Here is a 26,010-nt window from a genome sequence, read left to right on the forward strand (position 1 = left end):
CCGATAATTCGAGCCCATGCCGAGCAAGTCGCGCAACGAATCCTGGAAAAGAAACGCATGAATCAGCCTCCGCAACAGAACAACGACCACGGACCGATCGACGTCGTCATCATGGCCGCCGGCAAGGGTACCCGCATGAAGAGCCGGCTGCCCAAGGTGCTGCACCGGCTGGGCGGCCGAGCCCTGCTGGCGCACGTGGCGGGCACGGCCGCGCGCATCGGGGCGCGCGACGTGGTGGTGGTCACGGGCCACGGCGCGGACCAGGTCGAGGCGGCCATGGCCGGCGGCGTCGGCAATGCCGCAGTGCGCTTCGCGCGCCAGGAGCCCCAGCTGGGCACCGGCCACGCGGTGCAGCAGGCCGCGCCGCTGCTGGCGGACGACGGCACGGTGGTCGTGCTCTCCGGCGACGTGCCGCTCATCGGCGAGGAAACGCTGCGCGCGCTCGTCGCCGCCAGCGCCGGCCGCAAGCTGGCGCTGCTCACCATCGAGTTCGACGACCCCACGGGCTACGGCCGGGTCATCCGCGCAGCCGGCAGTGGTGCCGTGCAGGCCGTGGTCGAGCACAAGGACGCCACCGAGGCCCAGCGCGAGGTGCGCGAGATCTACAGCGGCGTGATGGCCGTGCCCGCGCGCCTGCTCAAGGGCTGGCTCGGCCGGCTGGACAACCGCAACGCCCAGGGCGAGTACTACCTGACCGACGTGGTGAAGCTGGCGGCCGCCGACGGCGTGCCCGTGGTCGCGCACATCACCACCGACGCGCTTCAGGTGGCCGGCATCAACAGCCCCGCCCAGCTCGCGGCGCTGGAGCGCGCATGGCAGCTGCGCCAGGCGAACGCGATGATGGAGCAGGGCGTGCGCCTGGCCGATCCGGCGCGCTTCGACCTGCGCGGCACGCTCGAATGCGCGGGCGACGTGGAGATCGACGTCAACTGCGTCTTCGAGGGTGCGGTGTCGCTTGGCGAGGGCGTGCGCATCGGCGCGAACTGCGTGATCGCCAATGCGCGCATCGAGGCCGGCGCGGTGATCCATCCCTTCACCCACATCGAGGGCGAGAAGGCCGGCGTCACCGTCGGCGCGGGCTCGCTGATCGGCCCCTTCGCGCGGCTGCGGCCTGGCGCGCAGTTGGGCGTGGAGGTGCACATCGGCAACTTCGTGGAAGTGAAGAACTCCACGCTGGCCGCCGGCGCCAAGGCCAACCACCTGGCCTACCTGGGCGACGCCACCGTGGGCGAGCGCGTGAACTACGGCGCGGGCAGCATCACCGCCAACTACGACGGCGCCAACAAGCACCGCACCGTGATCGGCGACGACGTGCACGTGGGCAGCAACTGCGTGCTGGTGGCGCCCATCACCATCGGCGCGGGCGGCACCATTGGCGGCGGCTCGACCATCAACAAGTCGACCGAGCCGGGCGCGCTGACCGTGGCGCGCAGCAAGGCGGTGAGCTTCCCGAACTGGAAGCGCCCGCAAAAGAAGCCGAAGGCCTGACGACGGCCTTCAGGCCCCCGATGTCAGCGGCATCCGGGGCTCGAACTTCGCGCGCTTCAGGCTGAAGAAGGCCTTGACGTTGCGCACGTTCGCATCGGCCGTGAACAGGCGCTGCGTGAGCGCTGCGTAGTCCGGCATGTCGCGCGCCGCGACGATCAGCACGAAGTCGGGGCCGGGCGATACGCGCCAGCACTGCTGCACCGCGTCGTCGGCGATCACGCGCGCCTCGAAGGCGTCGAGCGAGGCGGCGTCCTGCCGGTCGAGCGAAATCTCGATCACCGCCTGCAGGCCATGGCCCAGCACCACGGCAAGTCGGTCGGGCGACAGCAGCGCGATCTGGCGCTCGATCAGTCCGATGTCGCGCAGGCGCTGCACGCGGCGCAGGCAGGTGGGCGGGGAGATGCCTATGGCGGCAGCCAGGCGCTGGTTGGTCTGGGAGGCGTCGCGCTGCAGGGCGTCTAGCAGGCGCAGGTCGGTTGAATCGAGGGAGATTGATTCCATATTAAAAGAAATTATGGAATAAAACTCCAATCATCCGAAATGGAGAAATAAAAGTCCAAATTCAGTTGAATTTAGAATGCATATTTCTCTCATGCCTTCCTACCATCGAGCCTCTTCTCCATTCAAAGGCAGCTCACCATGTGCGGCATCGTCGGGGCAGCGTCCCATCGCAACATCGTTCCGGTCCTCGTGCAGGGCCTCCAGCGGCTCGAGTACCGCGGCTATGACTCCTGCGGCGTCGCGGTGCATGCCGGCGGACTGACGCGGGCGCGCACCACCTCGCGCGTGGCCGACCTCGTGGCGCAGGTGCGCGACGACAAGGTCGAGGGCCTCACCGGCATCGCCCACACGCGCTGGGCCACGCACGGCGCGCCGGCGGTGCACAACGCGCATCCGCACTTCAGCCACGGCCCTGGCGCCGACGCGCAGGCCGCGCGGCCGGGCCGCATCGCGCTGGTGCACAACGGCATCATCGAGAACCACGAGACGCTGCGCGCCGCGCTCGAAGCCAAGGGCTATGCGTTCGAGAGCCAGACCGACACCGAGGTCATCGCCCATCTCGTCGACAGCCTCTACGACGGCGACCTGTTCGAGGCCGTGAAGGCGGCCGTGCTGCAGCTGCACGGCGCCTACGCCATCGCCGTGATCTGCCGCGACGAGCCGCAGCGCGTGGTTGGCGCGCGCGCGGGTTCGCCGCTGATCCTGGGCGCGGGCAAGGACGGCGCCGAGAACTTCCTTGCCAGCGACGCGATGGCCCTGGCCGGCGTGACCGACCAGATCATCTACCTGGAAGAGGGCGACGTGGTCGACCTGCAGCCCGGCAAGTACTGGGTCGTCGACAAGAACCACAAGCCGGTCACCCGCCAGGTGCGCACCGTGCTCGCCCACAGCGGCGCGGCCGAACTCGGCCCGTACCGCCACTACATGCAGAAGGAAATCTTCGAGCAGCCGCGCGCCATCGGTGACACGCTCGAAGGCGTGGAAGGCATCGTGCCCGAGCTGTTCGACGGCATCGGCCAGGACGGCGCCACGGGGGCGAGCGCGCACCGCGTGTTCCAGGACATCGACAAGATCCTCATCCTCGCGTGCGGCACCAGCTACTACAGCGGCTGCACCGCCAAGTACTGGCTCGAAGGCATCGCCAAGATCTCCACACAGGTCGAGATCGCGAGCGAATACCGCTATCGCGAATCGGTGCCCGACCCGAAGACGCTGGTCGTGACCATCAGCCAGTCGGGCGAGACGGCCGACACGCTGGCCGCGCTCAAGCACGCTCGCTCGCTGGGCATGGAGCAGACGCTGACCATCTGCAACGTCGCCACCAGCGCGATGGTGCGCGAATGCAAGCTGGCGTACATCACCCGCGCCGGCGTGGAAATCGGCGTGGCCTCGACCAAGGCCTTCACCACGCAGCTCGCGGGTCTGTTCCTGCTCACGCTGGCCATCGCACAGGCCAAGGGCCGGCTGAGCGAGGCCGAGGAGGCGCGCTACCTGAAGGAGATGCGCCACCTGCCGGTCGCGCTGCAGTCGGTGCTCGCGCTGGAGCCGCAGATCATCGGCTGGGCGGAAGACTTCGCGCGCAAGGACAACGCGCTCTTCCTCGGCCGCGGGCTGCACTACCCGATCGCGCTGGAAGGCGCGCTCGAGCTCAAGGAAGTGACCTACATCCACGCCGAGGCGTATGCCGCCGGCGAGCTCAAGCACGGCCCGCTCGCGCTCGTCACCAGCGAGATGCCGGTGGTGGCCGTGGCCCCCAACGACGCGCTGCTCGAGAAGCTCAAGAGCAACCTGCAGGAAGTGCGCGCGCGCGGCGGCGTGCTCTACGTGCTGGCCGACGGCGACACGAAGATCAGAAGCGGCGAAGGCCTGCACGTGATCCGCATGCCCGAGCACTACGGCGCACTCTCGCCGATCCTTCACGTGGTGCCGCTGCAACTGCTGGCGTATCACACGGCGTGTGCGCGCGGGACTGACGTGGACAAGCCGCGTAACCTCGCCAAGAGCGTCACGGTGGAGTGAGGCTGGAGGCGACGGGCGGAAGGGCGGATGAGCACGCCCGGCCCCCTATCGCCTCGATGCCCGTCCGTTCGAGCCGCTCTGCTTCCCGGCGTCAAGGTCGGGCCCGTCCTGGCTTCTTCCATCTCCCGAAGGATTTGCGCGAAGGCGCATGCAGCCTGCTCGTGCGCGCATTTTCATAGTTCTTCGCTATCAATTCAATACGCTCAATTGCGTTGAATGAAGGGCATGCCGAACCTAGACTGGCTGCGCTTTCGCGCCCACCCCACAACCAAAGGAGAACCCCTTGTCCGATGAAGCCAAATGCCCGTTCCCGGGCCATGCAACCACCGGCACCGCTCGTCGCGCCGCGACGAACACCGACTGGTGGCCCAACCAGCTCAACCTGAAGCTGCTGCACCAGCACTCCGCCAAGTCCAACCCCATGGGCGAGGCTTTCGATTACGCCAAGGAGTTCGCGACCCTCGACCTCGACGCCGTCGTCCAGGACCTCCGCGCGCTGATGACCGATTCGCAGGACTGGTGGCCCGCCGACTACGGCCACTACGGGCCGCTGTTCATCCGCATGGCCTGGCACTCGGCCGGCACGTATCGCACCTTCGACGGCCGCGGCGGCGGCGGTGCGGGCGCGCAGCGCTTCGCGCCGCTGAACAGCTGGCCCGACAACGGCAACCTCGACAAGGCGCGCCGCCTGCTGTGGCCGATCAAGCAAAAGTACGGCCGCAAGCTCTCGTGGGCCGACCTGATGATCCTCACCGGCAACGTCGCGCTGGAGTCCATGGGCTTCAAGACCTTCGGCTTCGCCGGCGGCCGCCCCGACATCTGGGAGCCGGAAGACGACGTCAACTGGGGCGCCGAGAACAAGTGGCTGGGCGACGAGCGCTACAGCGGCGAGCGTGACCTCGCCAATCCGCTCGCGGCCGTGCAGATGGGCCTGATCTACGTGAACCCCGAGGGCCCGAACGGCAACCCCGATCCGCTGAAGTCGGCCCGCGACATCCGCGAGACCTTCGCCCGCATGGCGATGAACGACGAGGAAACCGTGGCGCTCACCGCCGGCGGCCACACCTTCGGCAAGGCCCACGGCGCGGGTGACCCGGCCAAGGTCGGCGTCGAGCCGGAAGGCGCCGACATCGAGGAGCTGGGCCTGGGCTGGAAGAACAGCTTCGAAAGCGGCATCGGCGTGCACGCCACCACCAGCGGCATCGAAGGCGCCTGGACGCCGACGCCCACCAAGTGGGACAACAGCTACTTCGAGACGCTCTTCGGCTACGAATGGGAGCTCACCAAGAGCCCGGCCGGCGCGCACCAGTGGAAGCCCAAGGGCGACACCGGCGCGAACACCGTGCCCGATGCGCACGATCCGTCGCGCCGCCACGCCCCCATGATGACCACGGCCGACATGGCGATGCGCGTGGACCCGGCCTACGAGAAGATCTCGCGCCGCTACATGGCCAACCCGCAGGAGTTCGCCGACGCCTTTGCGCGCGCCTGGTTCAAGCTCACGCACCGCGACATGGGCCCGCGCGCCCGCTACCTCGGCAAGCTGGTGCCGAAGGAAGAGCTGATCTGGCAGGACCCGATCCCCGCCGTCGACCATGCGCTGGTCGACGACAAGGACGCCGCCGCGCTCAAGGCCAAGGTGCTGGCCTCGGGCCTGGGCATCGGCGAACTGGTGCGCACCGCCTGGGCCTCGGCCTCGACCTTCCGCGGCAGCGACAAGCGCGGCGGCGCCAACGGCGCGCGCATCCGCCTCGCGCCGCAGAAGGACTGGGAAGTGAACCAGCCGGCCGAGCTGTCGAAGGTGCTGTCGGTGCTCGAAGGCATCCAGAAGGAGTTCAACGCGGCGCAGGCAGGCGGCAAGAAGAAGATCTCGCTGGCCGACCTGATCGTGCTGGCGGGCAACGCGGCCGTCGAGGCGGCCGCGAAGAAGGCCGGGCAGGACGTGACCGTGCCCTTCTCGCCGGGCCGCATGGACGCTTCGCAGGCGCAGACCGACGTCGAATCCTTCGGCGTGCTGGAGCCGACGGCCGACGGGTTCCGCAATTACCTGCGCAAGGGCACCAACCCCGCGGCCACCGCCGACCTGCTGCTCGACAAGGCGCAGCTGCTGCGCCTGGGCGCGCCGGAGATGACGGTGCTGGTCGGCGGCCTGCGCGTGCTGGGCGCGAACTTCGGGCAGTCGCCGAACGGTGTCTTCACCAAGCGGCCGGAGACGCTGAGCAACGACTTCTTCGTGAACCTGCTCGACATGCGCACCGGCTGGAAGAAGTCGGCCGCGGATGCCAACGTGCTCGAAGGACGCGACCGCACGAGCGGCGAGGCGAAATGGACCGCCACCACCGCCGACCTGGTGTTCGGCTCCAACTCGCAGCTGCGCGCGCTCTCCGAGGTCTATGGCTCCAGCGATGCGCAGCAGGTGTTCGTGCGCGACTTCGTGGCGGCGTGGGCCAAGGTGATGGACCTCGATCGCTTCGACCTCAGGTGATCGACCGCGAACGGGAGGCTGGCTCCAGCTGGTCTCCCGCCGCGTACGGCAGCAGTGAATGAACGAAGCCCCGGCCCGAAGCAGGCCGGGGCTCTTCAGCAAAAGAATGACAGCAGGAGACAACCATGCTCGTCGTGAAAAAGGACAAGGTGCCTGCGACACCATCCTCGGAGTTCTTCCAGGCCGGGCAGTGGCTGCGTCTGCTCGAGCAGCTGGACATCATCCTGGCGACCGTGCAGGGCGACGACGCCAATCCCATACTCCGCCGCTTCGGCCCCCGCCGGCGCAACGCCATCGTTCGCCGCCTGATGCTGGAGCGCAGCCGCCTCGTCAAGGAGATGGAGGCCTTCGGCCAGGTGGCGCTGCTGGACTTCGCGAGGAACGACGGCCCCGTGGCCGGCGCCTCGCCCACGCGCCGGCACCTGGACGTCGAGTTCAAGCTGCTCGGCGAGGCATTCGACCAGTGCTCCAGGGATCTTTCTCCCGACACGCAGGCCTCGTTGCGAAAGTGGCTGCTCGCGCGCTCGCACATGCACCAGGAGCACGCCCGGTTTCTGCAGACCTACTGACGGTTCGACCGGCGCGGCGAGAAGGCTGGTACCGTCGGCCTCGACACCAGCAGGAGCCTTGCATGAAACCCCAGCCCATCGAATACGCGGATGCTTCAGCGGAAGTGCGCGCGGTCTTCGACGACATCAAGACCACGCGCAACGTGCCCGACGTCAACAACTTCTGGAAGTACCTCGCCAACGACCCCGCCACCCTCAGGCGCACCTGGAGCAGCCTGAAGGAAGTGATGGCGCCCGGCGCGCTCGACCCGGTGGTCAAGGAGATGGTCTACCTCGCCGTGAGCGTGACCAACGGCTGCGGCTACTGCACCGCGAGCCATCACGCCGGCGCCGAGAAGGCCGGCATGACGCCCGCGATGTTCGCCGAGCTCATGGCCGTGGTCGGCATGGCCAACGAGACCAACCGGCTCGTCAACGGCTACCGCGTGCCCGTCGATCCCGCGTTCGACAAATAGCAGGCAGGGCGGGCGCGCTCAGCCGATCGTCATCAGGCTCGCGTTGCCGCCCGCCGCCGCGGTGTTGGTGCTGACGGCGCGCTCCACCACCAGGCTTTCGAGCGGAATGCGCGCCTCGCCCGGCGCGAAGCCGCGCACGCCGACGATCGGGCCCGGCCGCGCGGCGATGCGCCGCAGCACTTCGCGCAGCCCCCGTGCATCGCCGTGATGCAGCGCGGCGTCGAACGCCACCGTGTCCGAAGACCAGTCGCTTGCGATCGCCACGCATTGCTGCACCTCGGCGGGCAGCGATGCGCGCAGGCTCTGCGCCGCGGCATCGGCGGGCCAGATCGCGCTGCTGCCCGCTGCGAGCACGGCCGCCAGCTGCGTCAGCCGGTCGGCTTCCGCGTCGGCCAGGCACAGCACGGCCTCGCGCGGCTCCAGCCTGTAGACGTTGCGCTCGCCGGTCGGCCCGGCGAGCGTGCGCGAACTGCCCGAGCGCGACTGTGCCGCGAACAGCACGCACTGCGCCGACAGCGCGGCCCGGCCGGTGGCATCGGCCCAGCGAGCCAGTGCCGACAGCCCGGGGTGCGCAGCCGGCGGGGCGCCTGAAACCGCGCGCGCCATCGCATCGTCCGGCCGTGCCGCCAGCATGCGCAGCATGTACAGCGGCCCGCCCGCCTTCGGCCCCGTGCCCGACAGGCCCTCGCCGCCGAAGGGCTGCACGCCCACCACCGCGCCCACGATGTTGCGGTTCACGTAGACGTTGCCGGCCTTCGCGTTCTCCACGACCTGCGCGATGGTCTCGTCGATGCGCGTGTGCACGCCCAGCGTCAGCCCGTAGCCGGTGCCGTTGATCTGCCCGACCAGCGCACCGAGGTCGCGGCGGCGAAAGCGCACGAGGTGCAGCACCGGGCCGAACACTTCGCGCTGCAGCTCGGAGATGCTGTCGAGCTCGATCAGCGTGGGCGTCACGAAGGTGCCGTGGCGCGTGTCGTCGCCGTGCTCGCGGGCCTGGCGGAACACCGCATGGCCGCTAGAGCGCATCGCCTCGACGTGGCGTTCGATGCCGTCGCGGGCCTCTGCGTCGATCACCGGGCCCACGTCCACCGAGAGGCGCGCAGGATTGCCGATGGCGGCCTCGGCCATCGCGCCCTTGAGCATCGCGACCACGCGGTCGGCTGCCTCTTCCTGCACGCAGAGCACGCGCAGCGCGGAACAGCGCTGGCCGGCGCTGTCGAAGGCGGAGGCCATCACGTCGGCCACCACCTGCTCCACCAGCGCGGAGGAGTCGACGATCATCGCGTTCTGCCCGCCCGTCTCGGCGATGAGCGGCACCGGCGCACCGTGCGCGCCCAGGCGCTGCGACAGCGTCTTCTGCAGGATGCGCGCGACCTCGGTGGAGCCGGTGAACATCACGCCCTGCACGCGCGCATCGGCCACCAGCGCCGCGCCCACCGTCTCGCCGCGCCCGGGCAGCAGCTGCATCGCCGCGCGGGGAATGCCGGCCTCCCACAGCACGCGCACCGCTTCGGCCGCGACCAGCGGCGTCTGCTCGGCCGGCTTGGCCAGCACCGGGTTGCCGGCAGCCAGCGCGGCCGCCACCTGGCCGGTGAAGATGGCCAGCGGAAAGTTCCACGGGCTGATGCACGCCATGGGGCCGAGCGCGCGATGCGTGTCGTTGGAGAAATCGCTGCGCGCCTGCGCCGCGTAGTAGCGCAGGAAGTCCACCGCCTCGCGCACTTCCGCGATGGCGTTGGCGTACGTCTTTCCGGCCTCGCGCGTGAGCAGGCCGAGCAGGCGCGGCATCCCTTGTTCGAGGATGTCGGCGGCGCGTTCGAGCAGCGCTGCGCGCTCCGATGGCGGCGTGGCGGACCATGCCGGCGCGAAGGCGTGGGCCTGCGCGATGGCCGATTCGACTTCGGCGAGCGTGGCTTCGCGCACGCGGCCGACGATGTCCCGATGGTCGGCGGGGTTCGGCACCTCGGCCGCCTCGCCATCGGCGGGTGCGGCTTCGGCGAGCATCGGCGCGGCGTGCCACTGCTCGCCCGCGCTCTCGCGCAACGCATGGCCCAGCGCGCGCAGGCTGTCGTCGCTCGCGAGATCGAGGCCGCGCGAGTTGGCGCGCTGCGTTCCGTACAGCGCCGCCGGCAGCGGAATGGCCGGATGCGGCAGGCCCATTGCACCTTCCTGCGCCGCCATGCGCGCCACCGTGGCGATCGGGTCTTCCACCAGCACGTCGAGCGAGATGGTCGGGTCCGCGATGCGGTTCACGAAGGAGGTGTTGGCGCCGTTCTCCAGCAGCCGTCGCACCAGGTAGGCCAGCAGCGTCTCGTGCGTGCCCACCGGCGCATAGATGCGGCAGGGCCGCGCGAGCGGGCCCACCACCTGCTCGTAGAGCGGCTCGCCCATGCCGTGCAGGCACTGGAACTCGTACTGCCCGGGCGCGTAGCGCGACGGATCCGCCATCGTGTAGATGGCGGCCAGCGTGTGGGCGTTGTGCGTGGCGAACTGCGGGTACACCGCCTCGGGCGCATCGAGCAGCTTGCGCGCGCAGGCGAGGTACGACACGTCGGTATAGGCCTTGCGCGTGTAGACCGGGTAGCCGTCGAGACCGTCGAGCTGTGCGCGCTTGATCTCGCTGTCCCAGTAGGCGCCCTTCACCAGCCGCACCATCAGCCGGTGGCCGCTGCGGCGCGCGAGGTCGATCACGAAGTCGATCACGAACGGGCAGCGCTTCTGGTAGGCCTGCACCACGAAGCCGATGCCGTTCCAGCCCGCGAGTTCGGGCTCGAAGCACAGGCGCTCCAGCAGGTCGAGCGAGAGCTCCAGCCGGTCGGCTTCCTCCGCGTCGATGTTCAGGCCGATGTCGTACTGCCGCGCCAGCAGCGCGAGTTCGCGCAGCACCGGGTACAGCTCGGCCATCACGCGCGAATGCTGCGCGCGGCTGTAGCGCGGGTGCAGCGCCGAGAGCTTGATGGAGATGCCCGGCCCCTCGTACACGCCGCGCCGCGCCGACGCCTTGCCGATCGCGTGGATCGCCTGCTCGTACGCGACGCGGTAGCGCTTCGCGTCCTCCATGGTCAGCGCCGCCTCGCCGAGCATGTCGTACGAATAGCGAAAGCCCTGCGCCTCCAGCTCGCGCGCGTTGGCGAGCGCCTGCGCGATGGTCTCTCCGGTGACGAATTGCTCGCCCATCATTCGCATCGCCATGTCCACGCCCTTGCGGATCAGCGGCTCGCCGCCCTTGCCGATGAGGCGCGTGAGCACCGTCGACAGGCTGCTCTCGCTGTGCGTGGCCACCAGCTTGCCCGTGAGCAGCAGGCCCCAGATCGCGGCGTTGACGAACACCGAGGGGCTGCGGCCCGCGTGCGCCTGCCACTGGCCGTGCGCGATCTTGTCGCGGATCAGCGCGTCGCGCGTGCCCGCATCGGGAATGCGCAGCAGCGCCTCGGCCAGGCACATCAGCGCCACGCCTTCCTGCGACGACAGCGCGTATTCCTGCAGCAGCCCCTGCACGAGGCCGGCGCGGCCGCTCGCGCTCTTGCGCTCGCGCAGCTGCCGCGCGATGCGGTGGGCGAGTTCCTGTGCTGCTGCCGTCTGGCCGTCGGGCAGCCGTGCCTGCGCGAGCAGCGGCGGCAGGGCTTGCGGTTCAGGCGTGCGGCATGCCGCGGTGATGCGCTCGCGCAGCGGCGCGGGGTCGGAGGGCAGACCGTCGGCGAAGGCCGCGAAGGAGGAGGGCAGGGGGTCGGGGTTCATGGTGCTTCGTGGTGGGATTTGTTGGATGATCCGCGCCTCGAAGCCGAATTTGTGTTCGAAGAGTGGCGTTCCGGCAGAGTAAATCTCCGGTAAACCGGCGCAACGGTCAGGTTGGTGCGAAGGGGCGGGCAGAGAATCCGCGTTCCGTCGATTCCGGGAGTGACACGAACATGCCCAGCAGCCGCAGATGGTTCCTTTCCTTGGCCCTCGCCGCTTCGTTCACCGCGCCATGGCAGGCGCGCGCGGCGACGGCCGCAGCCTCCACCTGCCAGGACTCTGCCGCGGCGGAGTGCTTCCGCAGCTTCACGCCGCCGGGGGCCGGGGGCGCGCTTCACTATTACTCGTCGCTCGATCCCGATGCGCCGGCAGCCGGGCCGACCCGGGCGCTCATCGCCATGCACGGCCATTCGCGCGATGCCGACAAGACCTTCGAAGCCGCGCTGCGCACCCTTCGCAACGCCGATGCGCTCGGCGACACGCTGGTGGTCGCGCCGCTCTTCCAGGTCGCGGCCGACAAGGCGGTGGCCGGCCGCTGCAACACCGTGGGTGTGCCAGTCGCGCAGCCCGGCGACCTGCTGTGGACCTGCGGCTCCTGGCTCGAAGGCGCGCTCTCCGCATCGGGCAACCGCATCGGCTCCTTCGCGGTCATGGACGCACTCGTCGACGAACTCGCGCAGCGCTGGCCCGGCCTGCGCACCATCACCGTCGCCGGCTTCTCGGCCGGCGGCCAGTTCGTGCAGCGCTACGTCGCCTTCACGCAGCACGACGGCAAGCCGGCGATGCGCTACGTGGTCGCCGACCCGAGCACCTGGCTCTACTTCGACCCGGTGCGGCCGCAGTTCTCGGCCGACGGTGCCTCGGTGACCGGCTTCGCAGTGCCCGACGCAGCGGCATGCCCGCAGATGAATCGCTGGAAGTACGGCACCGACGACCTGCCCGCCCACCTGGGCCGCACCGCTGAACAGGCGCGCCGGCAGTACGCGCAGGCCGACATCAGCTATCTCGAAGGCGCGCTCGACAGCAGCGACGCCAGGGGCACCGCGTACCGGGTGCTCGACAAGTCGTGCGCCGCGCTCGCGCAGGGCTCGTTCCGCATGCAGCGCGGGCTGGCCTATGCGGCGTACGACCGCAAGCTGCTCGCGCCCGACAAGCGCCGCGAGGTCGTGGTGGTGCCGGGCTGCGCGCACGACGTGGCCTGCGTCTTCCCCTCCGAGGCCGCGCGCGCCGCACTGGTCGGCCCGCCGCGCTGACGACAGGAGCCTGCCGTCGGGCTTGACGTCATTTCCTGAATAGTGGACATTTCATCCACTATGACGGAAATCAAGGAGTCGGCCGACACGGAAAGCCCGTCCGGCCTCAACCACCGCATCGCCCAGCGCGTGCGCGACCTGCGCGCCGCGCGCGGCCTCTCGCTCGACGCGCTCGCCACCCAGTGCGGCGTGAGCCGCTCGATGATCTCGCTCATCGAGCGCGGCGAGAGCAGCCCCACCGCCGTGGTGCTCGAAAAGCTCGCGACGGGCTTGGGCGTGTCGCTGGCCTCGCTGTTCGAGGCGCCCACGCCCGCTGCCGACCCGGTCTCGCGGCTGGCCGACCAGTTGCAGTGGCGCGATCCGCATTCCGGCTACCTGCGCAGGAACGTGTCGCCCTGCGGCTTCGCGTCGCCGATCCAGATCGTCGAGGTGGAGTTTCCGCCCGGCGCGCGCGTGGCCTACGAGACCTCGGCGCGCGAGCCGCTCATCCACCAGCAGGTGTGGGTGCTCGACGGCGTCATCGAACTCACGCTGGGCGACGAGCAGCACCGGCTCGCCACCGGCGACTGCCTGGCGATGGTGCTCGACCGCCCCATGAGTTACCACAACCCCTCGCGCAAGAGCACCCGCTACGCCGTGGTGATCGCGACCGCCCCTTCTTCCTGGAGATGAACATGACGACCGTTTCCGCCGGCACCGCCCCGGCCATCCGCCTGCTGAACTCCGTTTCCGAAGCGCAGCTGCGCGACCTTGCCGCCGTGCTGGCCGATTGCGTCGATGGCGGCGCCTCGGTGAGCTTCATGCATCCGCTGAGCCAAGAGCGCGCGCAGGCCTTCTGGCGCAACGTGGCCGCCGGCGTTGACAGCGGCGAACGCGCGCTGCTGGTGGCGGAGGACGAGGAAGGCATCCTCGGCACGGTGCAGGTGGTGCTCGCGCAGCCCGAGAACCAGCCGCACCGCGGCGAGGTCGCGAAGATGCTCGTGCACCGCCGCGCGCGCCGCCGCGGTGTCGGAGCGCTGCTGATGAAGGCGGCCGAAGCGGTGGCGCGCGAACGCGGCAAGACGCTGCTGGTGCTCGACACATCGAGTGCCGACGCCGAGCGGCTCTACGAGCGCTCGGGCTGGGTGCGCGTCGGAACGATCCCCGGCTTCGCGCTGCTGCCGCAGGGCGAGCCCTGCGCAACCACCTTCTTCTATCGCGAGCTGAAGTGAAGGCCTGCGCGACGAGGGGCCGCTTCGCAGCCGATGCGGTCTAACGCGCGCCGAACGCCGCGTTCTCGAACAGGTCCTTGAACTCGCGCGGCTGCGAGCGCCAGTACTGGTGCGGCGCCTTCACCTGCGCGCCCAACTCGGCCGCCGCATGCCAGGGCCAGCGCGGGTCGTACAGGATCGCGCGCGCCAGCGACACCGCATCGGCCTGCCCGTTGGCGATGATGGCTTCGGCGTGCGCGGGTTCGGTGATGAGCCCGACCGCGATGGTCGGCAGGCCGACCTCGGTCTTGATGCGTTCCGCGAACGGCACCTGGTAGCCCGCGCCCAGCGTGATCGCCTGCTGCGGCGACACGCCGCCGCTCGATACGTGGATGGCCGCGCAGCCGCGCTCCTGCAGCGCGCGCGAGAAGGCGACGGTGCTGTCGAGATCCCAGCCGCCCGGCACCCAGTCGCTGGCCGACACGCGCACCCACACAGGGCGGTCGGCGGGAAACTCCTCGCGCACCGCGTCGAAGACTTCGAGCGGAAAGCGCAGGCGGTTCTCCAGGCTGCCGCCGTATTCGTCCTCGCGATGGTTGGCGATGGGCGAGAGGAACTGGTGCAGCAGGTAGCCGTGCGCCGCATGCAGCTCGATGCCGTCGATGCCCAGCCGCGCGGCGCGGCGGGCCGCGGCCACGAAGGCGTCGCGCACGCGGGCCAGCCCGGCGGCATCGAGCGCGATCGGCGGGTCTTCGCCCGGCGCATGCGGCACGGCCGAGGGCGCCCAGGCCTTCCAGCCGCCGGGCTCGCCGGGGCGGATCTGCCTGCCGCCTTCCCACGGCGCGCGGCTCGACGCCTTGCGCCCCGCGTGGCCGAGCTGGATGGCGACCTTGATCGGCGAGTGCGCGCGCATCGCCTGCAGCACCCGCGCGAGGCCTTCCTCGTTGGCATCGGAATAAAGGCCGAGGTCGCCGGGCGAGATGCGGCCGTCGGCCTCCACCGCCGTCGCCTCGATGATGAGCAGCCCGGCGCCCGAGAGCGCAAGGTGGCCCAGGTGGATCAGGTGCCAGTCGCCCGGCGTGCCTTCGGTGGCGGAGTACTGGCACATCGGCGCGATGACGATGCGGTTGTCGATCGTCAAGGGGCCGAGCTGCAGGGGCTCGAAAAGATGGCTTCGTTGGGTGCTGTCGCTGATGCTCATGAGGGTGTGGCTCCGCAGGTCCGGTAATTCTGCTGCGGCCGCGCCGTCGGTGCAGCCGCGGCGGCGGAAGCCTTGCGGCTCGATGCGGTATGGATCAGCAGCGCCGCGATCACCATCGCCATGCCGGCGGCCTCGCCCGCCGTGGGCAGGTGGCCGAGCGCCGCGCTCATCAGCAGCGCCGATACCGGCACGAAGTTGAGGAAAGCCGTGCCCGTGACCGCGCCGAGCGCGCGCACGCCGTAGTTGAAAGCCAGCACCGAGATGGCCGAAGGCACCACGCCGACGAAGAGCAGCGCCTGCCACGACAGGCGCAGCCCTTCCACGCTCGGCACCGCGGACCAGCCCAGCACCGAGGCGCCGACGGCCGCCGCCAGCAGCACGGGCCACGAGGCCAGCACCGTGAGCGCGGTGTACTCGATCACGTCGAGCTCCGGAAAGCGCGCGGCGCCGCGCGTGTACCAGACCCAGCCCAGCGTGCCGACGAAGGCGATCGCGTCGCCCATCAGCGTGCTCGCCCCGCTCGCGGAGCCTGCGCCGCCGGCCAGCAGGCCCGAGACGGTCGCCACGCCCAGCAGAGCCAGTGCGCTGGTCAGCAGCGTGGTGCGCGTGGGGCGCACGCCGTCGAGCAGCCAGCGCACGAGCTGCGTGGTCATGGGCGTGGTGGCGATGATGACCGCGCCGTGCGAGGGCACCGAGTGCGCCAGCCCCACCAGCAGCATCACGCTGAACACGCCGAAGCCGGCCGCGCCGCGCAGGGCCAGCGGCCCGGCATGCAGCCGCAGCTTGCGCCAGGGCGCCGCTCCGCGCGGCAGGATCAGCAGCACGAACAGCAGCGCCGACAGCGTGTAGCGGATCAGCGTGAACCACACCGGTTCGACATGGTGGAGCACGCCCTTGCTCACGAGGAACAGGGAGCCCCACCCGGAGGTGGCGAGCAGCAGCGCGGCGGTGCCGGCGATGCGTTGGCGAGTGGACATGGGGAGCCAGCCTTTTCTTTGCGATGGATCGATGCCCCAAGAATCGGGGCATCGGGGCGCCATTGCCATTCGCATCTTTGGACAGGGGGCTCCAAAAAAGCGAACGGACTCCTTCGGCGCCGGCGCTCACAATCGGCAGCCATGGAGCTCTACCAACTGAAGACCTTCGTCGCCATCGCCCGCGAGGGCAGCCTGACCCGCGCCGCCGAGCGCGTGTTCACCAGCGCGCCCGCGGTGAGCGCCCAGCTCAAGGCGCTGGAGGACGAACTCGGCGTGAAGCTGTTCGAGCGCACGCCGCGCGGCATGTCGCTCACCGAGGCCGGCGTGCGCCTGCTCGACGAGGCCGAGCGCACGCTGGATTCCGCGATGCGCATGCGCTCGGCCGCCGACCAGCTGCGCGGCGCGGCGCAGGGCGTGGTGCGCTTCGGCACGGTGGTCGATCCGGTCGCGCTGCGGCTCGGCGAGGTGCTGGTGAAGCTGGCGCAGCGCCATCCGCAGGTGACGCTGCAGCTCAAGCAGGGGCTGTCGTACGAGACGCTCTCGGCCGTGCAGCGCGGCGATCTCGACTGCGCCTACGTGCTCAGCGATGCGGAGCACATCGAGGGGCTGGAGCTGCACCGCCTGGGCGCGGTCGACCTGGTCGTGGCGCTGCCGCCGCCGGTGGCCGAGGCGCATCCCGACCTGTCGCTCGACGAGCTCACGAACCTGCCGTGGGTCGGCACGCCGCCCTCGTGCATCCTGCGCGTGCATATCGAGAAGCTGTTCTCGGGCGCAGGCCGCGAGTACCGCCAGGGCCGCACGGCCGACGGCGAAAGCGCCATTCGCAGCATGGTTGCCAGCGGCATGGGCGCGGGGCTGATCCGGCTCGACCAGGCGGAGCAGGGCGAGCGCAACGGCGAGCTCGCGATCTGGAAGGGCTGGCGCTCGCACACGTGGCTGTGCTGGGTCGCGCCGGCTGGTGCCCGGCGCCCCGTCGCGGTCGAGGCGGTGAAAGAGGCCGTGATGGAGGCCTGGGCCTGAGGCTGCGCCTCGCGTGGCGGCCGGGGCGCGGTCAGCCAACGGTCAGGCTCGCCCGAGGTCCCATGGATTGACGGGATGGCGGCCCGTGCCGGGGCCTGTCATGATTCGCGGCTGCATGAATCACGACGCGAAGAATCCTCTTGCAGATCTGTTGAACCGTGCCAGGCAGGCCCTGGCGGACCAGGCGGGCGCGATGCCCGCCGCGGCTGTGGCCACAGCGCAAGCGGGTTGCGTGGTCTTCTTCGCCATCGGCGAGGACGGCAGCCGGGCCCGCGTGGCCTCGGGCCGGGGCGCAGACATCGAAGCTGCATGGCGCGCCGCCGCCGAAGCCATCGCCACGCAGGCCATGCGCGGCGCGCAGCCGCCGCAGCGCCTGCGCGCTGAGATCGTCGACAAGGTCGTGCCCATGCGCTGGGGCGAGCTGAAGGCCAGGCTCGCGCAGACCAAGCGCAACTACTTCAACGAGGGCATCGCGTTCGACGCGAACTTCGAGTTCGCCCTGCTCGCGCAGGAGATGCACGGCAGCGCCGTGCTCTACAACGGCGACGTGGACCATGCCGAGCCCAACACCGGCAACCTGCGGCTGCACACCCGGCGGCGCTTCGGCCGCGAGCTCGACTTTCCTTCGGACGACGCTGCGCCGGTGTGGTGCTTCACAACGCGTGCCGTGTACGTCGATGCGAATGGCGCCTGGCCCATCACCGCCGAAGGGCAGGCCGCGGGCTTTCGCGAACTGAACGACTGGAGCGCGCGGCAGGTGCACGCGCTGATCGACGACGCCGGCAACTATCTCGCCGAACAGGTCAAGCCCACGGGCGAGTTCCACTACGGCTGGTTCCCCTGCTTCGACCGCACCATTCCCACCTACAACACGCTGCGCCACGCCAGCTCGACCTACGCGATGCTGGAAGCCTGGGAGCTCACGCGCAACAACACGCTGAAGGCGGCCATCGACCGCTCGCTGGCCTTCCTCACCGGCACGCTGATACGCCCGGCCAACCTGCCCGACGGCACGCGCGCGGCCTACCTGCTGGACATCGGCAGCGAGATCAAGCTCGGCGGCAATGCGGTGTGCCTGCTCGCGCTGGTCAAGTACACCGAGCTCACCGGCGACGAGCAGTACCTGCCGCTGCTGGAGCAGCTCGCCCTGGGCATCCGGCACATGCAGGATGCGCAGACCGGCAGCTTCGTGCACGTGCTCAATGCGCCCGCGCTCGACGTCAAGGACAGGTTCCGCGTCATCTACTACGACGGGGAGGCCGCCTTCGGGCTGATGCGCCTGTACGGCCTCACGCGCGACGCGCGCTGGCTCGCGGTGGTGGAGAAGGCCTTCGAGCACTTCATCGCTGCCGAGCACTGGCGCGCGCACGACCACTGGCTGAGCTACTGCGTCAACGAACTCACGCGCTACCGGCCCGAGCTGCGCTACTACCGCTTCGGCCTGCAGAACGTGGCCGGGTATCTCGACTTCGTGCTGGAGCGCATCACCACCTTCCCCACGCTGCTCGAACTGATGATGGCCGCGCGAGAGATGGTGCTGCGGCTGGAGGCCGACCCCGAGCTGCGCCCGCTGCTTGCAGGGCTCGATCGCGACCGCTTCGACCGCGCGCTCGAATACCGCGCGCGCTACCTCGCCAACGGCCACTTTTGGCCCGAGCTGGCGATGTTCTTCCGCAACCCGGCGCGCATCGCGGGCTCGTTCTTCATCAAGCACCACAGCTTCCGCGTGCGCATCGACGACGTGGAGCATTACCTCTCGGGCTACGTGGCGTACCACCGCATGCTCAAGGCAGCCGAGGCCTCGGCAGCAGCGGCAGCCGATGCCGTGGGCGGCGCCACCGGCACCGTCGCATGGGGCGGCGACGTGAACCTCTCGCGCCGCCAGCACTACCGGCTGAAGGACCTCGGCGGCGCGCACAGGATGCTCGGCGACATTGCCGCGCTGCGCGAGGCCGACCTTCGCATCGTGAACCTCGAATGCGTGGTCGCCACGGTCGGCGAGCAGGGCGTGGACAAGGACGAGACCGGCCCCTACTACTACCGCGCGCGCCCCGAGATGCTCACGGTGCTGACGGAGGCCGGCATCGGCATGGTGGCCACCGCCAACAACCACAGCGGCGACTACGGCCCCGAGGCGCTGATGGAGCAGCACGCCCTGCTGCAGGTCGCGGGCATCGCGCAGGCCGGCACCGGCCGCACGCTGGAGGCCGCGTTGCGCCCAGCCTTCCGCCGCGCCGGCGGCGTGCGCGTGGCGCTGTTTTCGCTCGATGCCACGCAGCCGAGCTTTGCCGCCACCGCCACGCGCGCGGGCGCCGCATGGCTGCCGCTCGAAGACCCGGCCGCCTGGACAGCCACGCTCGCCCCGCGCATCGAGGCCGCGCGCCGCGAGGCCGACGTGGTGCTGGTGGCGGTGCACTGGGGCGCCAACCTCGAGACTGAACCCTCGCCGGCCGAGATCGCCGTGGGCCATGCCATCGTCGATGCGGGGGCGGATGCCGTTCTCGGCACCTCGGCGCATGTGCTGCAGGGCATCGAGATCCACAAGGGCAGGCCCATCCTGCACGACGCAGGCGACCTGCTCTTCGACTCGGTGCGCAACGACTTCGCCGACTCCGGCGTGTTCACGCTGAAGCTGAGCGCGCGCGGCGTGGAGGAAGTGAGGTTCACGCCCGTCGGCGTGGGCTTCGGCTTCTCTCGGCAGCTCGAAGGCGACGAGGCGCGCGCTTTGAGCGAGCGCTTCGCCGCGCAGTGCCTCGCGCTCGGCACGCGGATCAGCCAGCTGCCGGACGGTCGCTGCGCGGTTCGCCTGTCGCCGCCCGAGCGGCCCGCGTTCTATGCCGACCCGGCCGGTGTCGGCGCACGGCACGTTCAGCCTGTTCCAGCCATTGCGCCCCTGCCGGCGCCGCGGCCGAATGGCTGGTCGACGAGGTGCCCGCGGAGGCACGCATCGCGCCGCTGCAGTTCGGCCCGTTGCGCCTGGTGGGGCTGCGCTGCATGCCGCGGCAGATCGTCGGGCGGCGCATGCTGTGGGTCGAATCGTTCTGGAGCGCCGACGCGCCGGTTTCCGCCGACCTGCGCCTGCACTTCCGCGCGCTGCCGATGCGCAGCAAGCGCATGCCGCCGTGGGGCGAGGGCATGGACCACGACCCCTGCGACTGGATGTGGCCCACCAGCCGCTGGGAGCCCGGGCGCATCTACCGCGACCGCTACGGGCTGCGCCCGCCGCGCGCGGGGCTGCTCGAAAGCGACGTGCTGCAGATCGAGGTCGGCTTGCGCGGCGACTGGCCCGGGCTGCCGCCCGCGCGGCGCCTCGCGCTGTGGTGCGGGCTGCGCGTGCCCGATGCGCCGGTGCCGCTGCCGCAGCGCCCGGTGCCGGTGCTCTCGGCCGACCGCCCCGGCGCCGGCCCCGAAGCCGCGCCCGTGTGGACCGCCGAGGAACTGCAGCGCGTCACCGGCGGGCGCTGGCTGGTCGAGCCGCCGCCGGGCTGGTTCGCCAACTCGGTGGTGCGCGGGCCCTTGCACATGTCGCTCCTGCCCAGGCCCTCGCTCTTCATCGCCTCCGACTACCGCACGCTGGCCGTGCACGAGAGCTACAGCAAGCCGCGCGCCGACAACTGGGACCGCCACCTCGAACTGCCGCGGCTGCATTCCGCGCTGGCCGGCGCGGTGGTCGCGCATCCGGTGGAAGGGCTCGACCCGGCCTTTCCGCTGCTGCAGGCGGACGACCCCATCGCCGCGATGATCGCCATGGGCGCCGCAGCGCGGGCGCGCTACAAGGGCATGGTGGTGGGCGTGACCGGCACGGTCGGCAAGTCGTCCACCATCGCGATGCTGCGCGACCTGCTGCCCGAGCGCGCGCGGGTGCACACCACCATCGACAACTACAACTCGCGTGTCGGCGTGCCGGCCATGCTCGCGAACCTCGGGCCCGACGTGGACGTGTGCATCCTGGAGATGGCGCAGAGCGGCCTGTGGATGGACCGCGGCCCGATCTCGCTGGTGGCCCGCCCGCACGTGGCCATCGTCACCGAGATCGGCCTGTCGCAGACCCGGCAGGCATCGACGCTGGAACTCACGGCGGCGTACAAGTCGCGCATCTTCCTCGGGCTGGAGCCCGGCGGCGTGGCGATCGTGCCCGACCACATTCCCTGCCTGCGCCAGGTGGTGGACGCCGCCGCGCTCACGGCCGGCGCGATCTGGGTGGTGGGCAGCGGCCCCGACGCCAACGTGCGCATGCTCGACGCGCGGCCCGAGCCCGGCGGCGGCTGCCGCGTGCGGGTGGCCGTTCCCGAGCGCATCTACGAGTACCTGTTCCCGGTCGAAAGCGCGGGGCTGGTGCGCAATTCGCTGCTCGCATTCGCTGCGCTGCTGGCCATGGGCTTCGACGGCGAGGCCGCCTGCGCGCGCATGCCGCGGGTGCGCCTGCCGGCCTCGGTGATGCAGGTGCGCGCGCTGCGCACGCAGGCCGGCGTGCAGGCCACGCTGATCGACGACAGCTGGAACGCGGAGGTCATGTCGATGCGCAACGCCATGGAGTTCGTGCGCACCTGGCAGCGCGCGGACAACGGCCCGGTGCTGCGCAAGATCGGCGTGCTGGGGCGCATCGTCAACCTCGGCAAGGATGCCGAGGCCATGCACCGCAGTCTGGCCGCGCCGCTGCTGGCCTCGGGCATCGGGCACCTCGTGACGCACGGCGACGAGATGCGCTGGCTGCGCGAGGAAGTGCCTGCCGAGCTGCTCGGGCCGCACTTCGACGATGCCGCGCAGCTCGCGCTCTACCTCGGCGGCGTGCTGCGCAACGGCGATCTGGTGCTGGTGAAGGGCGACCGCGTCGGCTCCGACTTCGGCAGCATCCCGGGGCTCCTGCAAAGCCTATGACGCTGCTGCGCACGCTTCGAAGACTGCGCTTCGTGCTGCTGCTCGTGGCATTGGCGCAGACCGCCTGCGCCCAGCGCACCGGGCCCGACGTGCCCCGCGTCTTCGCCGCCGGCGCCGACGAGGTGCTGTACTGGAACCAGCCCGCCGACCGGAGCCTCTGCCCCGACCGCAGCGGCTTCCTGTGGGTGCAGGCCGCGGAGGGGCCGTCGTGCATTCGCTACTTCGCGAGCGACGACATCGACGGCGCGCGCATCGCCATCGTGCAGTTCTCGGGAGACCGCGACGGCGTGATGGACCAGGCACCCACGCGCATTCCCGGCAACACCGAAGAGCTGCGCACACTCGACGCGCAGCGCAGCCGCGACCGCGCGGGCGTGCCGTGGATCTTCGTGGCGCGGCCCGGCACCTACGGCTCTTCGGGCGACCACCGCAAGCGCCGCCAGCTCGTGGAGTTCCACGCGCTCGATGCGGCGCTCGACGCGCTCATGCAGCGTCACAGGCTGCAGCGCATCGTGATCGTCGGCCACAGCGGCGGCGCCACGGCGGGCGCCGCGTTGCTCACGATGGGGCGCACGCGCGTGGCCTGCGCGGTGCTCACCTCGGGCGCCTACGGCCTGCTGGAGCGCGCGCGCATGCTGGGCCGCTCGAAGGACGGCCGCACCGACACCACCGGCAGCACGCAGTTCTACGACCCGCTCGACCATGTGGGCGGCATCGCGCGCGACCCGGCGCGGCGCATCGTGCTGATAGGCAGCCGCGAGGACCGCAACACGCCCTTCGTGCTGCAGGAGCGCTTCGCCGATGCCGTGACCAGGGCCGGCCACCGCATCGAGCTGCGCACCCACGCGGCCGAGCCGCCCGACTTCCATGACCTCAAGGACGGCATCGCGCTGCGCACCGCCTCGCAGTGCGCGCGCGAGTCACTCCTTCCCTGATCACCAGACACATGAGCAATCAAGAACAGAAAAGCAGCATCGCCTCGCGCGAGTACGGCCGCATGCCCGACGGCCGCGTGGTCACCGAATACACCCTCGACAACGGCCTCGGCCTGAGCCTGAGCGCCATCAACGTCGGCGGCATCGTCACCGCGCTGCGCGTGCCCGACCGGCAGGGGCGCAGCGGCAACGTGGTGCTGGGCCTGCCCTCGCTGGCCGACTACCTGGGGCCGCATCCGCACCTGGGAACCATCGTCGGGCGCTACGCGAACCGCATCGCGGGCGGGCGCTTCACGCTCGACGGCAAGGTGCACCAGCTGGGCCTGAACGACGACCCCAACTCCCTGCACGGCGGCGCGACGGGCTTCGGCAAGCGCTATTGGCAGATCGAGCCGCTCTCCGCGCAGCAGGCGGGCGCCGACGCCATCGCCATCGAGCTGAGCTACACCAGTGCCGACGCAGAAGAGGGCTACCCGGGAGAAGTTCGGCTCGCGGTGCGCTACACGCTGAGCACGAAGGCGAACACATGGCGCATCGACTACAGCGCCACCACCGACAGGCCTACGGTGCTGAACCTGAGCCACCACGACTACTTCAACCTCGCGGGCAGCGGCTCGGTGATGGACCACCGGCTGACGCTCGCCGCAAGCCGCTACTGCCCGGTGGACGCGGCGCTGATCCCGCTGGACGTCGCGGAGGTGGCCGGCACCCCCTTCGACTTTCGCGCTGCGACACCCATCGGCGAGCGCATCCGCGAAGGCCATGAGCAGCTGCTGCGCGCCCATGGCTACGACCACAACTGGGTGCTCGATCGCACCGGTGCCGCGCAGGGCCTCGCGCTCGCGGCGCGGCTGGAGCACGAGCTCTCGGGCCGCGTGATGGAGGTGCACACCAGCGAGCCCGGCGTGCAGTTCTACTCGGGCAACTTCCTCGACGGCAGCCTCTTCGGCAGCGCGGGCGCGAGCATCAGGCAGGGCGACGGGCTGTGCCTGGAGACGCAGCACTTTCCCGATTCGCCGAACCGCCCGGACTTTCCTTCAACAGTGCTGCGGCCCGGCGAGCGCTTCCACAGCGCGACGGAGCATCGGTTCTCGCTGATGGGTTGATGCCGTCTTCGCGATTGCACATGCAATCGCAGGTCAATAGAGGCTGTAGTGGTGGTCGTAGCTGCGAAAGCGCAGCCGCGGCTTTCGAGGCTCGTCGAAGTGCAGCTGCAGCAGATTGCGCGGGTGTGCCGTGTCGACCAGCAGCTGCTCTTCGCTTTCGGGCGACGCAGCCTGAGAAAGGGCGAGGCGCTTGAACACGTGGGTCAACGCCGCTTCGGCCGTCTGCGGCTGGTAGCCGTCGTCCAGCAGCAGCGCGGGCTCGGCGATGTGCTCCTGGTGCAGCCAGTACCAGACACCTTCGTTCGGCGTCGCGGGCTGCGCGCCGGGGTTGTCCTGGTCGCCGGGGGCGTTGGGCGGCTCGCCGGGGACCACGCCCTGCGGGTCCCACGCGAGGGCGCCCAGGCCGTCGCCGATTTCCACGAATACGGCCACGCTGCGGCGGTAGCGCGCCAGGACCGAAGGCGGCAGCAGCGCGCCGAGGCCACCGTTGCCGTCGCCGTATCCGCCGGGGCCGAGCAGCAGGCCTTCGGCCGTCTGCAGCCGATGGGGCTGCACGAAGTACGAGTTGTCGATCCGGATGTCGGCTTCGGCCAGCAGCGCGCGCAGCGGCGAGGGCAGCGTGGTGCCCAGCCTGGCTTCGGCTTCGAGCAGCGCGGCCTCGGCGCTGGTGCCGGCGGGCAGATGGGCGTCGCCCACCTCCACCAGTCCGGAGAGTTCGGCGAAGTCGCGGATGCGCTCGACCAGCGGCCGGGCCGTGTCGTAGAGAGGGTGGGAGATGCGGGCCATGTCGAGCACCGACCAGCGCCGCTTGAACGAGGTGGCCCTGCCCTGGGCATCGACGTGCGATCCGCGCAGCTCGAGCCGACGGAGGTTCTCCGGCAGCTCGAACACCAGCGATGGCAGCTTCTTCAGCCCCGGCACCGTGGCCGTGTGCTCCAGCCTCGCGATGGCCTTGCCGTCCGCCAGCACGTCGGCGCTCACCCGCTCTCCGACCTGGAGCCATGGATGGATGCCTGCCCGTCCCTTCGTCGCATGCTGCGGCGGTGCGTCTCCCGCGAAGACCCTTGAAAAGAGATTGCCGATGTAGGAAGAAAGAAGCGCTGCCATGTTCGATGCGTGGATGCCGCCGCCGGAGCCGATGCGCGGGTCTCGTGATGAAGGACGCCGAGTATCGTTTCTGCTCAGCCCGCGAACAGCGCCGCCGGCACGCCGGGGCTGTCTATGCGCACCCTGAACAGGCCACCCGCCAGAGGCTCGGCCGCTTCCTGCTCGGGCGTGAGGCCGTTGCGCGCGGTCGTGATGTAGAGCGTGCGCAGGTCCGCATCGCCGAAGGCGCAGTCTGTGACGTGGCTCGCGGGTATGGCGATGCGGCACAGCTCGGCCGCGCTCACCGGGTCGTGGCAGGTGACGCAGGAGCCGCCCCAGTGCGCGATCCACAGGCGGCCTGCGGCGTCGGTGGTCATGCCGTCGGGCAGTCCGTCGGGCTTGGGAAAGCGGTGCCACACGCGGCGGTTCGACACGGTGCCGGCTTCCATGTCGAAGTCGTAGGCGTAGAGGTTGTTGAGCACCGTGTTGTTGAAGTACATGGTGCGGCCGTCGGCCGACCAGGTCGGGCCGTTGGTCACCTCGAAGCCGTCGTCGTGCTTCGTGCAGCGGCCGTCGGCGTCGTAGCGGTAGAGCGCGCCGGTGGGCGCCTTGCAGTCGAAGTCCATGCTGCCGGCCCAGAAGCGGCCGCGCGCGTCGCACTTGCCGTCGTTGAAGCGGTTGCCGGTGCGCTCGGGCTCGGGCTGGTGCAGGTAGCGCGGCTTCGCCTCGTCGCCGGGCGCGGTGGTGTCGACGAGCGCGAAGCCGCGGCGCAGCGTGACGAAGAGGCCGGGCGCCGATACGCGCTCGGCGATGGCGGTGATCTCCTCGTCGAAGTGCCAGGTGCGCTGCGCGCCGGTGGCCGGGTCGTAGCGGAAGAGGCGCGGCGTGAGGATGTCGATCCAGTACAGCGCCTGCTCGCGCTGCGACCACATGGTGCCTTCGCCGAGGTTCGCGCCGGCGGGCCAGATGCACTCGGCCTGGCCGATGACGGAAGGTGAGGGAGAAGGGGGGACGGGGGAAACGGGGCTGCTTGTCTCTTGGCTCATTGGTCTTCTTTCCTGTTCGTGTCTGTCGGTCGTCTTGACGCGGCGGATGGTATCAAGGCATATTGA

Annotated in this window: 19 protein-coding genes; 13 read left to right on the forward strand and 6 right to left on the reverse strand. The window is 70.3% G+C overall.

The annotated features are described in order from the left end of the window. Nucleotides 1-57 precede the first annotated feature (57 nt). Entirely contained in the window at nucleotides 58-1,488 is a 1,431-nt protein-coding gene (gene glmU, locus ACHMXA_RS08905; protein ID WP_395320187.1) for a bifunctional UDP-N-acetylglucosamine diphosphorylase/glucosamine-1-phosphate N-acetyltransferase GlmU, read from the forward strand. 9 nt (nucleotides 1,489-1,497) lie between these two features. Here glmU and ACHMXA_RS08910 read toward each other — a convergent pair whose 3' ends face one another. Next, complete coding sequence (locus tag ACHMXA_RS08910) at nucleotides 1,498-1,989, reverse strand: Lrp/AsnC family transcriptional regulator (RefSeq protein ID WP_395320189.1); 492 nt, start codon at nucleotides 1,987-1,989, stop codon at nucleotides 1,498-1,500. Between the two features lie 138 nt (nucleotides 1,990-2,127). On the opposite strand from ACHMXA_RS08910, the gene glmS reads away from it, so the two are divergent. The 4 genes from glmS (at nucleotide 2,128) to ACHMXA_RS08930 (ending at nucleotide 7,517) form a co-directional block, all read left to right on the forward strand. Beyond that, a complete protein-coding gene (gene glmS, locus ACHMXA_RS08915; RefSeq protein ID WP_395320191.1) occupies nucleotides 2,128-4,008 on the forward strand; it encodes a glutamine--fructose-6-phosphate transaminase (isomerizing) in 1,881 nt (626 codons plus the stop codon). 283 nt (nucleotides 4,009-4,291) lie between these two features. Beyond that, complete coding sequence (katG, locus tag ACHMXA_RS08920; RefSeq protein ID WP_395320193.1) at nucleotides 4,292-6,493, forward strand: catalase/peroxidase HPI; 2,202 nt, start codon at nucleotides 4,292-4,294, stop codon at nucleotides 6,491-6,493. 125 nt (nucleotides 6,494-6,618) lie between these two features. Next, on the forward strand, nucleotides 6,619-7,062 hold the full coding sequence (locus ACHMXA_RS08925; RefSeq protein ID WP_395320195.1) for a hypothetical protein: 444 nt from the start codon (nucleotides 6,619-6,621) through the stop codon (nucleotides 7,060-7,062). A 62-nt stretch (nucleotides 7,063-7,124) separates the two neighbouring features. Continuing rightward, nucleotides 7,125-7,517 (forward strand): carboxymuconolactone decarboxylase family protein, encoded by a 393-nt coding sequence (locus ACHMXA_RS08930; protein ID WP_395320197.1) that lies wholly within the window; start codon nucleotides 7,125-7,127, stop codon nucleotides 7,515-7,517. 18 nt (nucleotides 7,518-7,535) lie between these two features. Here ACHMXA_RS08930 and putA read toward each other — a convergent pair whose 3' ends face one another. Then, a complete protein-coding gene (gene putA, locus ACHMXA_RS08935) occupies nucleotides 7,536-11,255 on the reverse strand; it encodes a trifunctional transcriptional regulator/proline dehydrogenase/L-glutamate gamma-semialdehyde dehydrogenase (protein WP_395320199.1) in 3,720 nt (1,239 codons plus the stop codon). A 170-nt stretch (nucleotides 11,256-11,425) separates the two neighbouring features. On the opposite strand from putA, the gene ACHMXA_RS08940 reads away from it, so the two are divergent. From ACHMXA_RS08940 to ACHMXA_RS08950, 3 genes are read left to right on the forward strand one after another with little or no spacing between them, the layout of a single operon-like run. Then, entirely contained in the window at nucleotides 11,426-12,505 is a 1,080-nt protein-coding gene (locus ACHMXA_RS08940; RefSeq protein WP_395320201.1) for a hypothetical protein, read from the forward strand. A 60-nt stretch (nucleotides 12,506-12,565) separates the two neighbouring features. Continuing rightward, the gene (locus ACHMXA_RS08945; RefSeq protein WP_395320203.1) at nucleotides 12,566-13,177 is read left to right on the forward strand and encodes a helix-turn-helix domain-containing protein; all 612 of its coding nucleotides are present in this window, start codon (nucleotides 12,566-12,568) and stop codon (nucleotides 13,175-13,177) included. Beyond that, the gene (locus tag ACHMXA_RS08950) at nucleotides 13,174-13,716 is read left to right on the forward strand and encodes a GNAT family N-acetyltransferase (RefSeq protein ID WP_395320205.1); all 543 of its coding nucleotides are present in this window, start codon (nucleotides 13,174-13,176) and stop codon (nucleotides 13,714-13,716) included. The genes ACHMXA_RS08945 and ACHMXA_RS08950 overlap by 4 nt, the downstream gene beginning before the upstream one ends. A gap of 40 nt (nucleotides 13,717-13,756) precedes the next feature. On the opposite strand, the gene ACHMXA_RS08955 is transcribed toward ACHMXA_RS08950, so the two are convergent. Further along, the gene (locus ACHMXA_RS08955; RefSeq protein WP_395320207.1) at nucleotides 13,757-14,896 is read right to left on the reverse strand and encodes an NADH:flavin oxidoreductase/NADH oxidase; all 1,140 of its coding nucleotides are present in this window, start codon (nucleotides 14,894-14,896) and stop codon (nucleotides 13,757-13,759) included. Then, nucleotides 14,893-15,873 (reverse strand): DMT family transporter, encoded by a 981-nt coding sequence (locus ACHMXA_RS08960; RefSeq protein WP_395320209.1) that lies wholly within the window; start codon nucleotides 15,871-15,873, stop codon nucleotides 14,893-14,895. Before ACHMXA_RS08960 ends, ACHMXA_RS08955 begins: the two co-directional genes overlap by 4 nt. Before the next feature lie 141 nt (nucleotides 15,874-16,014). On the opposite strand from ACHMXA_RS08960, the gene ACHMXA_RS08965 reads away from it, so the two are divergent. From ACHMXA_RS08965 to ACHMXA_RS08985, 5 genes are all read left to right on the forward strand, one after another. Then, a complete protein-coding gene (locus ACHMXA_RS08965; RefSeq protein ID WP_395320211.1) occupies nucleotides 16,015-16,893 on the forward strand; it encodes a LysR family transcriptional regulator in 879 nt (292 codons plus the stop codon). Nucleotides 16,894-17,044: 151 nt separating this feature from the next. Beyond that, the gene (locus tag ACHMXA_RS08970) at nucleotides 17,045-20,635 is read left to right on the forward strand and encodes a CapA family protein (RefSeq protein ID WP_395320213.1); all 3,591 of its coding nucleotides are present in this window, start codon (nucleotides 17,045-17,047) and stop codon (nucleotides 20,633-20,635) included. Between the two features lie 86 nt (nucleotides 20,636-20,721). Beyond that, on the forward strand, nucleotides 20,722-21,771 hold the full coding sequence (locus tag ACHMXA_RS08975) for a Mur ligase family protein (protein WP_395321262.1): 1,050 nt from the start codon (nucleotides 20,722-20,724) through the stop codon (nucleotides 21,769-21,771). Continuing rightward, nucleotides 21,768-22,706 (forward strand): alpha/beta hydrolase family protein, encoded by a 939-nt coding sequence (locus ACHMXA_RS08980; protein WP_395320215.1) that lies wholly within the window; start codon nucleotides 21,768-21,770, stop codon nucleotides 22,704-22,706. Before ACHMXA_RS08975 ends, ACHMXA_RS08980 begins: the two co-directional genes overlap by 4 nt. An 11-nt stretch (nucleotides 22,707-22,717) precedes the next feature. Next, the gene (locus tag ACHMXA_RS08985) at nucleotides 22,718-23,812 is read left to right on the forward strand and encodes an aldose epimerase family protein (protein ID WP_395320217.1); all 1,095 of its coding nucleotides are present in this window, start codon (nucleotides 22,718-22,720) and stop codon (nucleotides 23,810-23,812) included. A 33-nt stretch (nucleotides 23,813-23,845) separates the two neighbouring features. Here the strand turns inward: ACHMXA_RS08985 and ACHMXA_RS08990 are convergent, their stop codons facing one another. After that, nucleotides 23,846-24,919: a hypothetical protein gene (locus tag ACHMXA_RS08990; RefSeq protein ID WP_395320219.1), complete on the reverse strand. Its 1,074-nt coding sequence runs from the start codon at nucleotides 24,917-24,919 to the stop codon at nucleotides 23,846-23,848. A 74-nt stretch (nucleotides 24,920-24,993) separates the two neighbouring features. Then, the gene (locus ACHMXA_RS08995) at nucleotides 24,994-25,944 is read right to left on the reverse strand and encodes an SMP-30/gluconolactonase/LRE family protein (RefSeq protein WP_395320221.1); all 951 of its coding nucleotides are present in this window, start codon (nucleotides 25,942-25,944) and stop codon (nucleotides 24,994-24,996) included. Between the last annotated feature and the right edge of the window lie 66 nt (nucleotides 25,945-26,010).

It is taken from the genome of Variovorax sp. UC74_104 (genome assembly GCF_044055375.1).
GTDB lineage: Bacteria > Pseudomonadota > Gammaproteobacteria > Burkholderiales > Burkholderiaceae_C > Variovorax.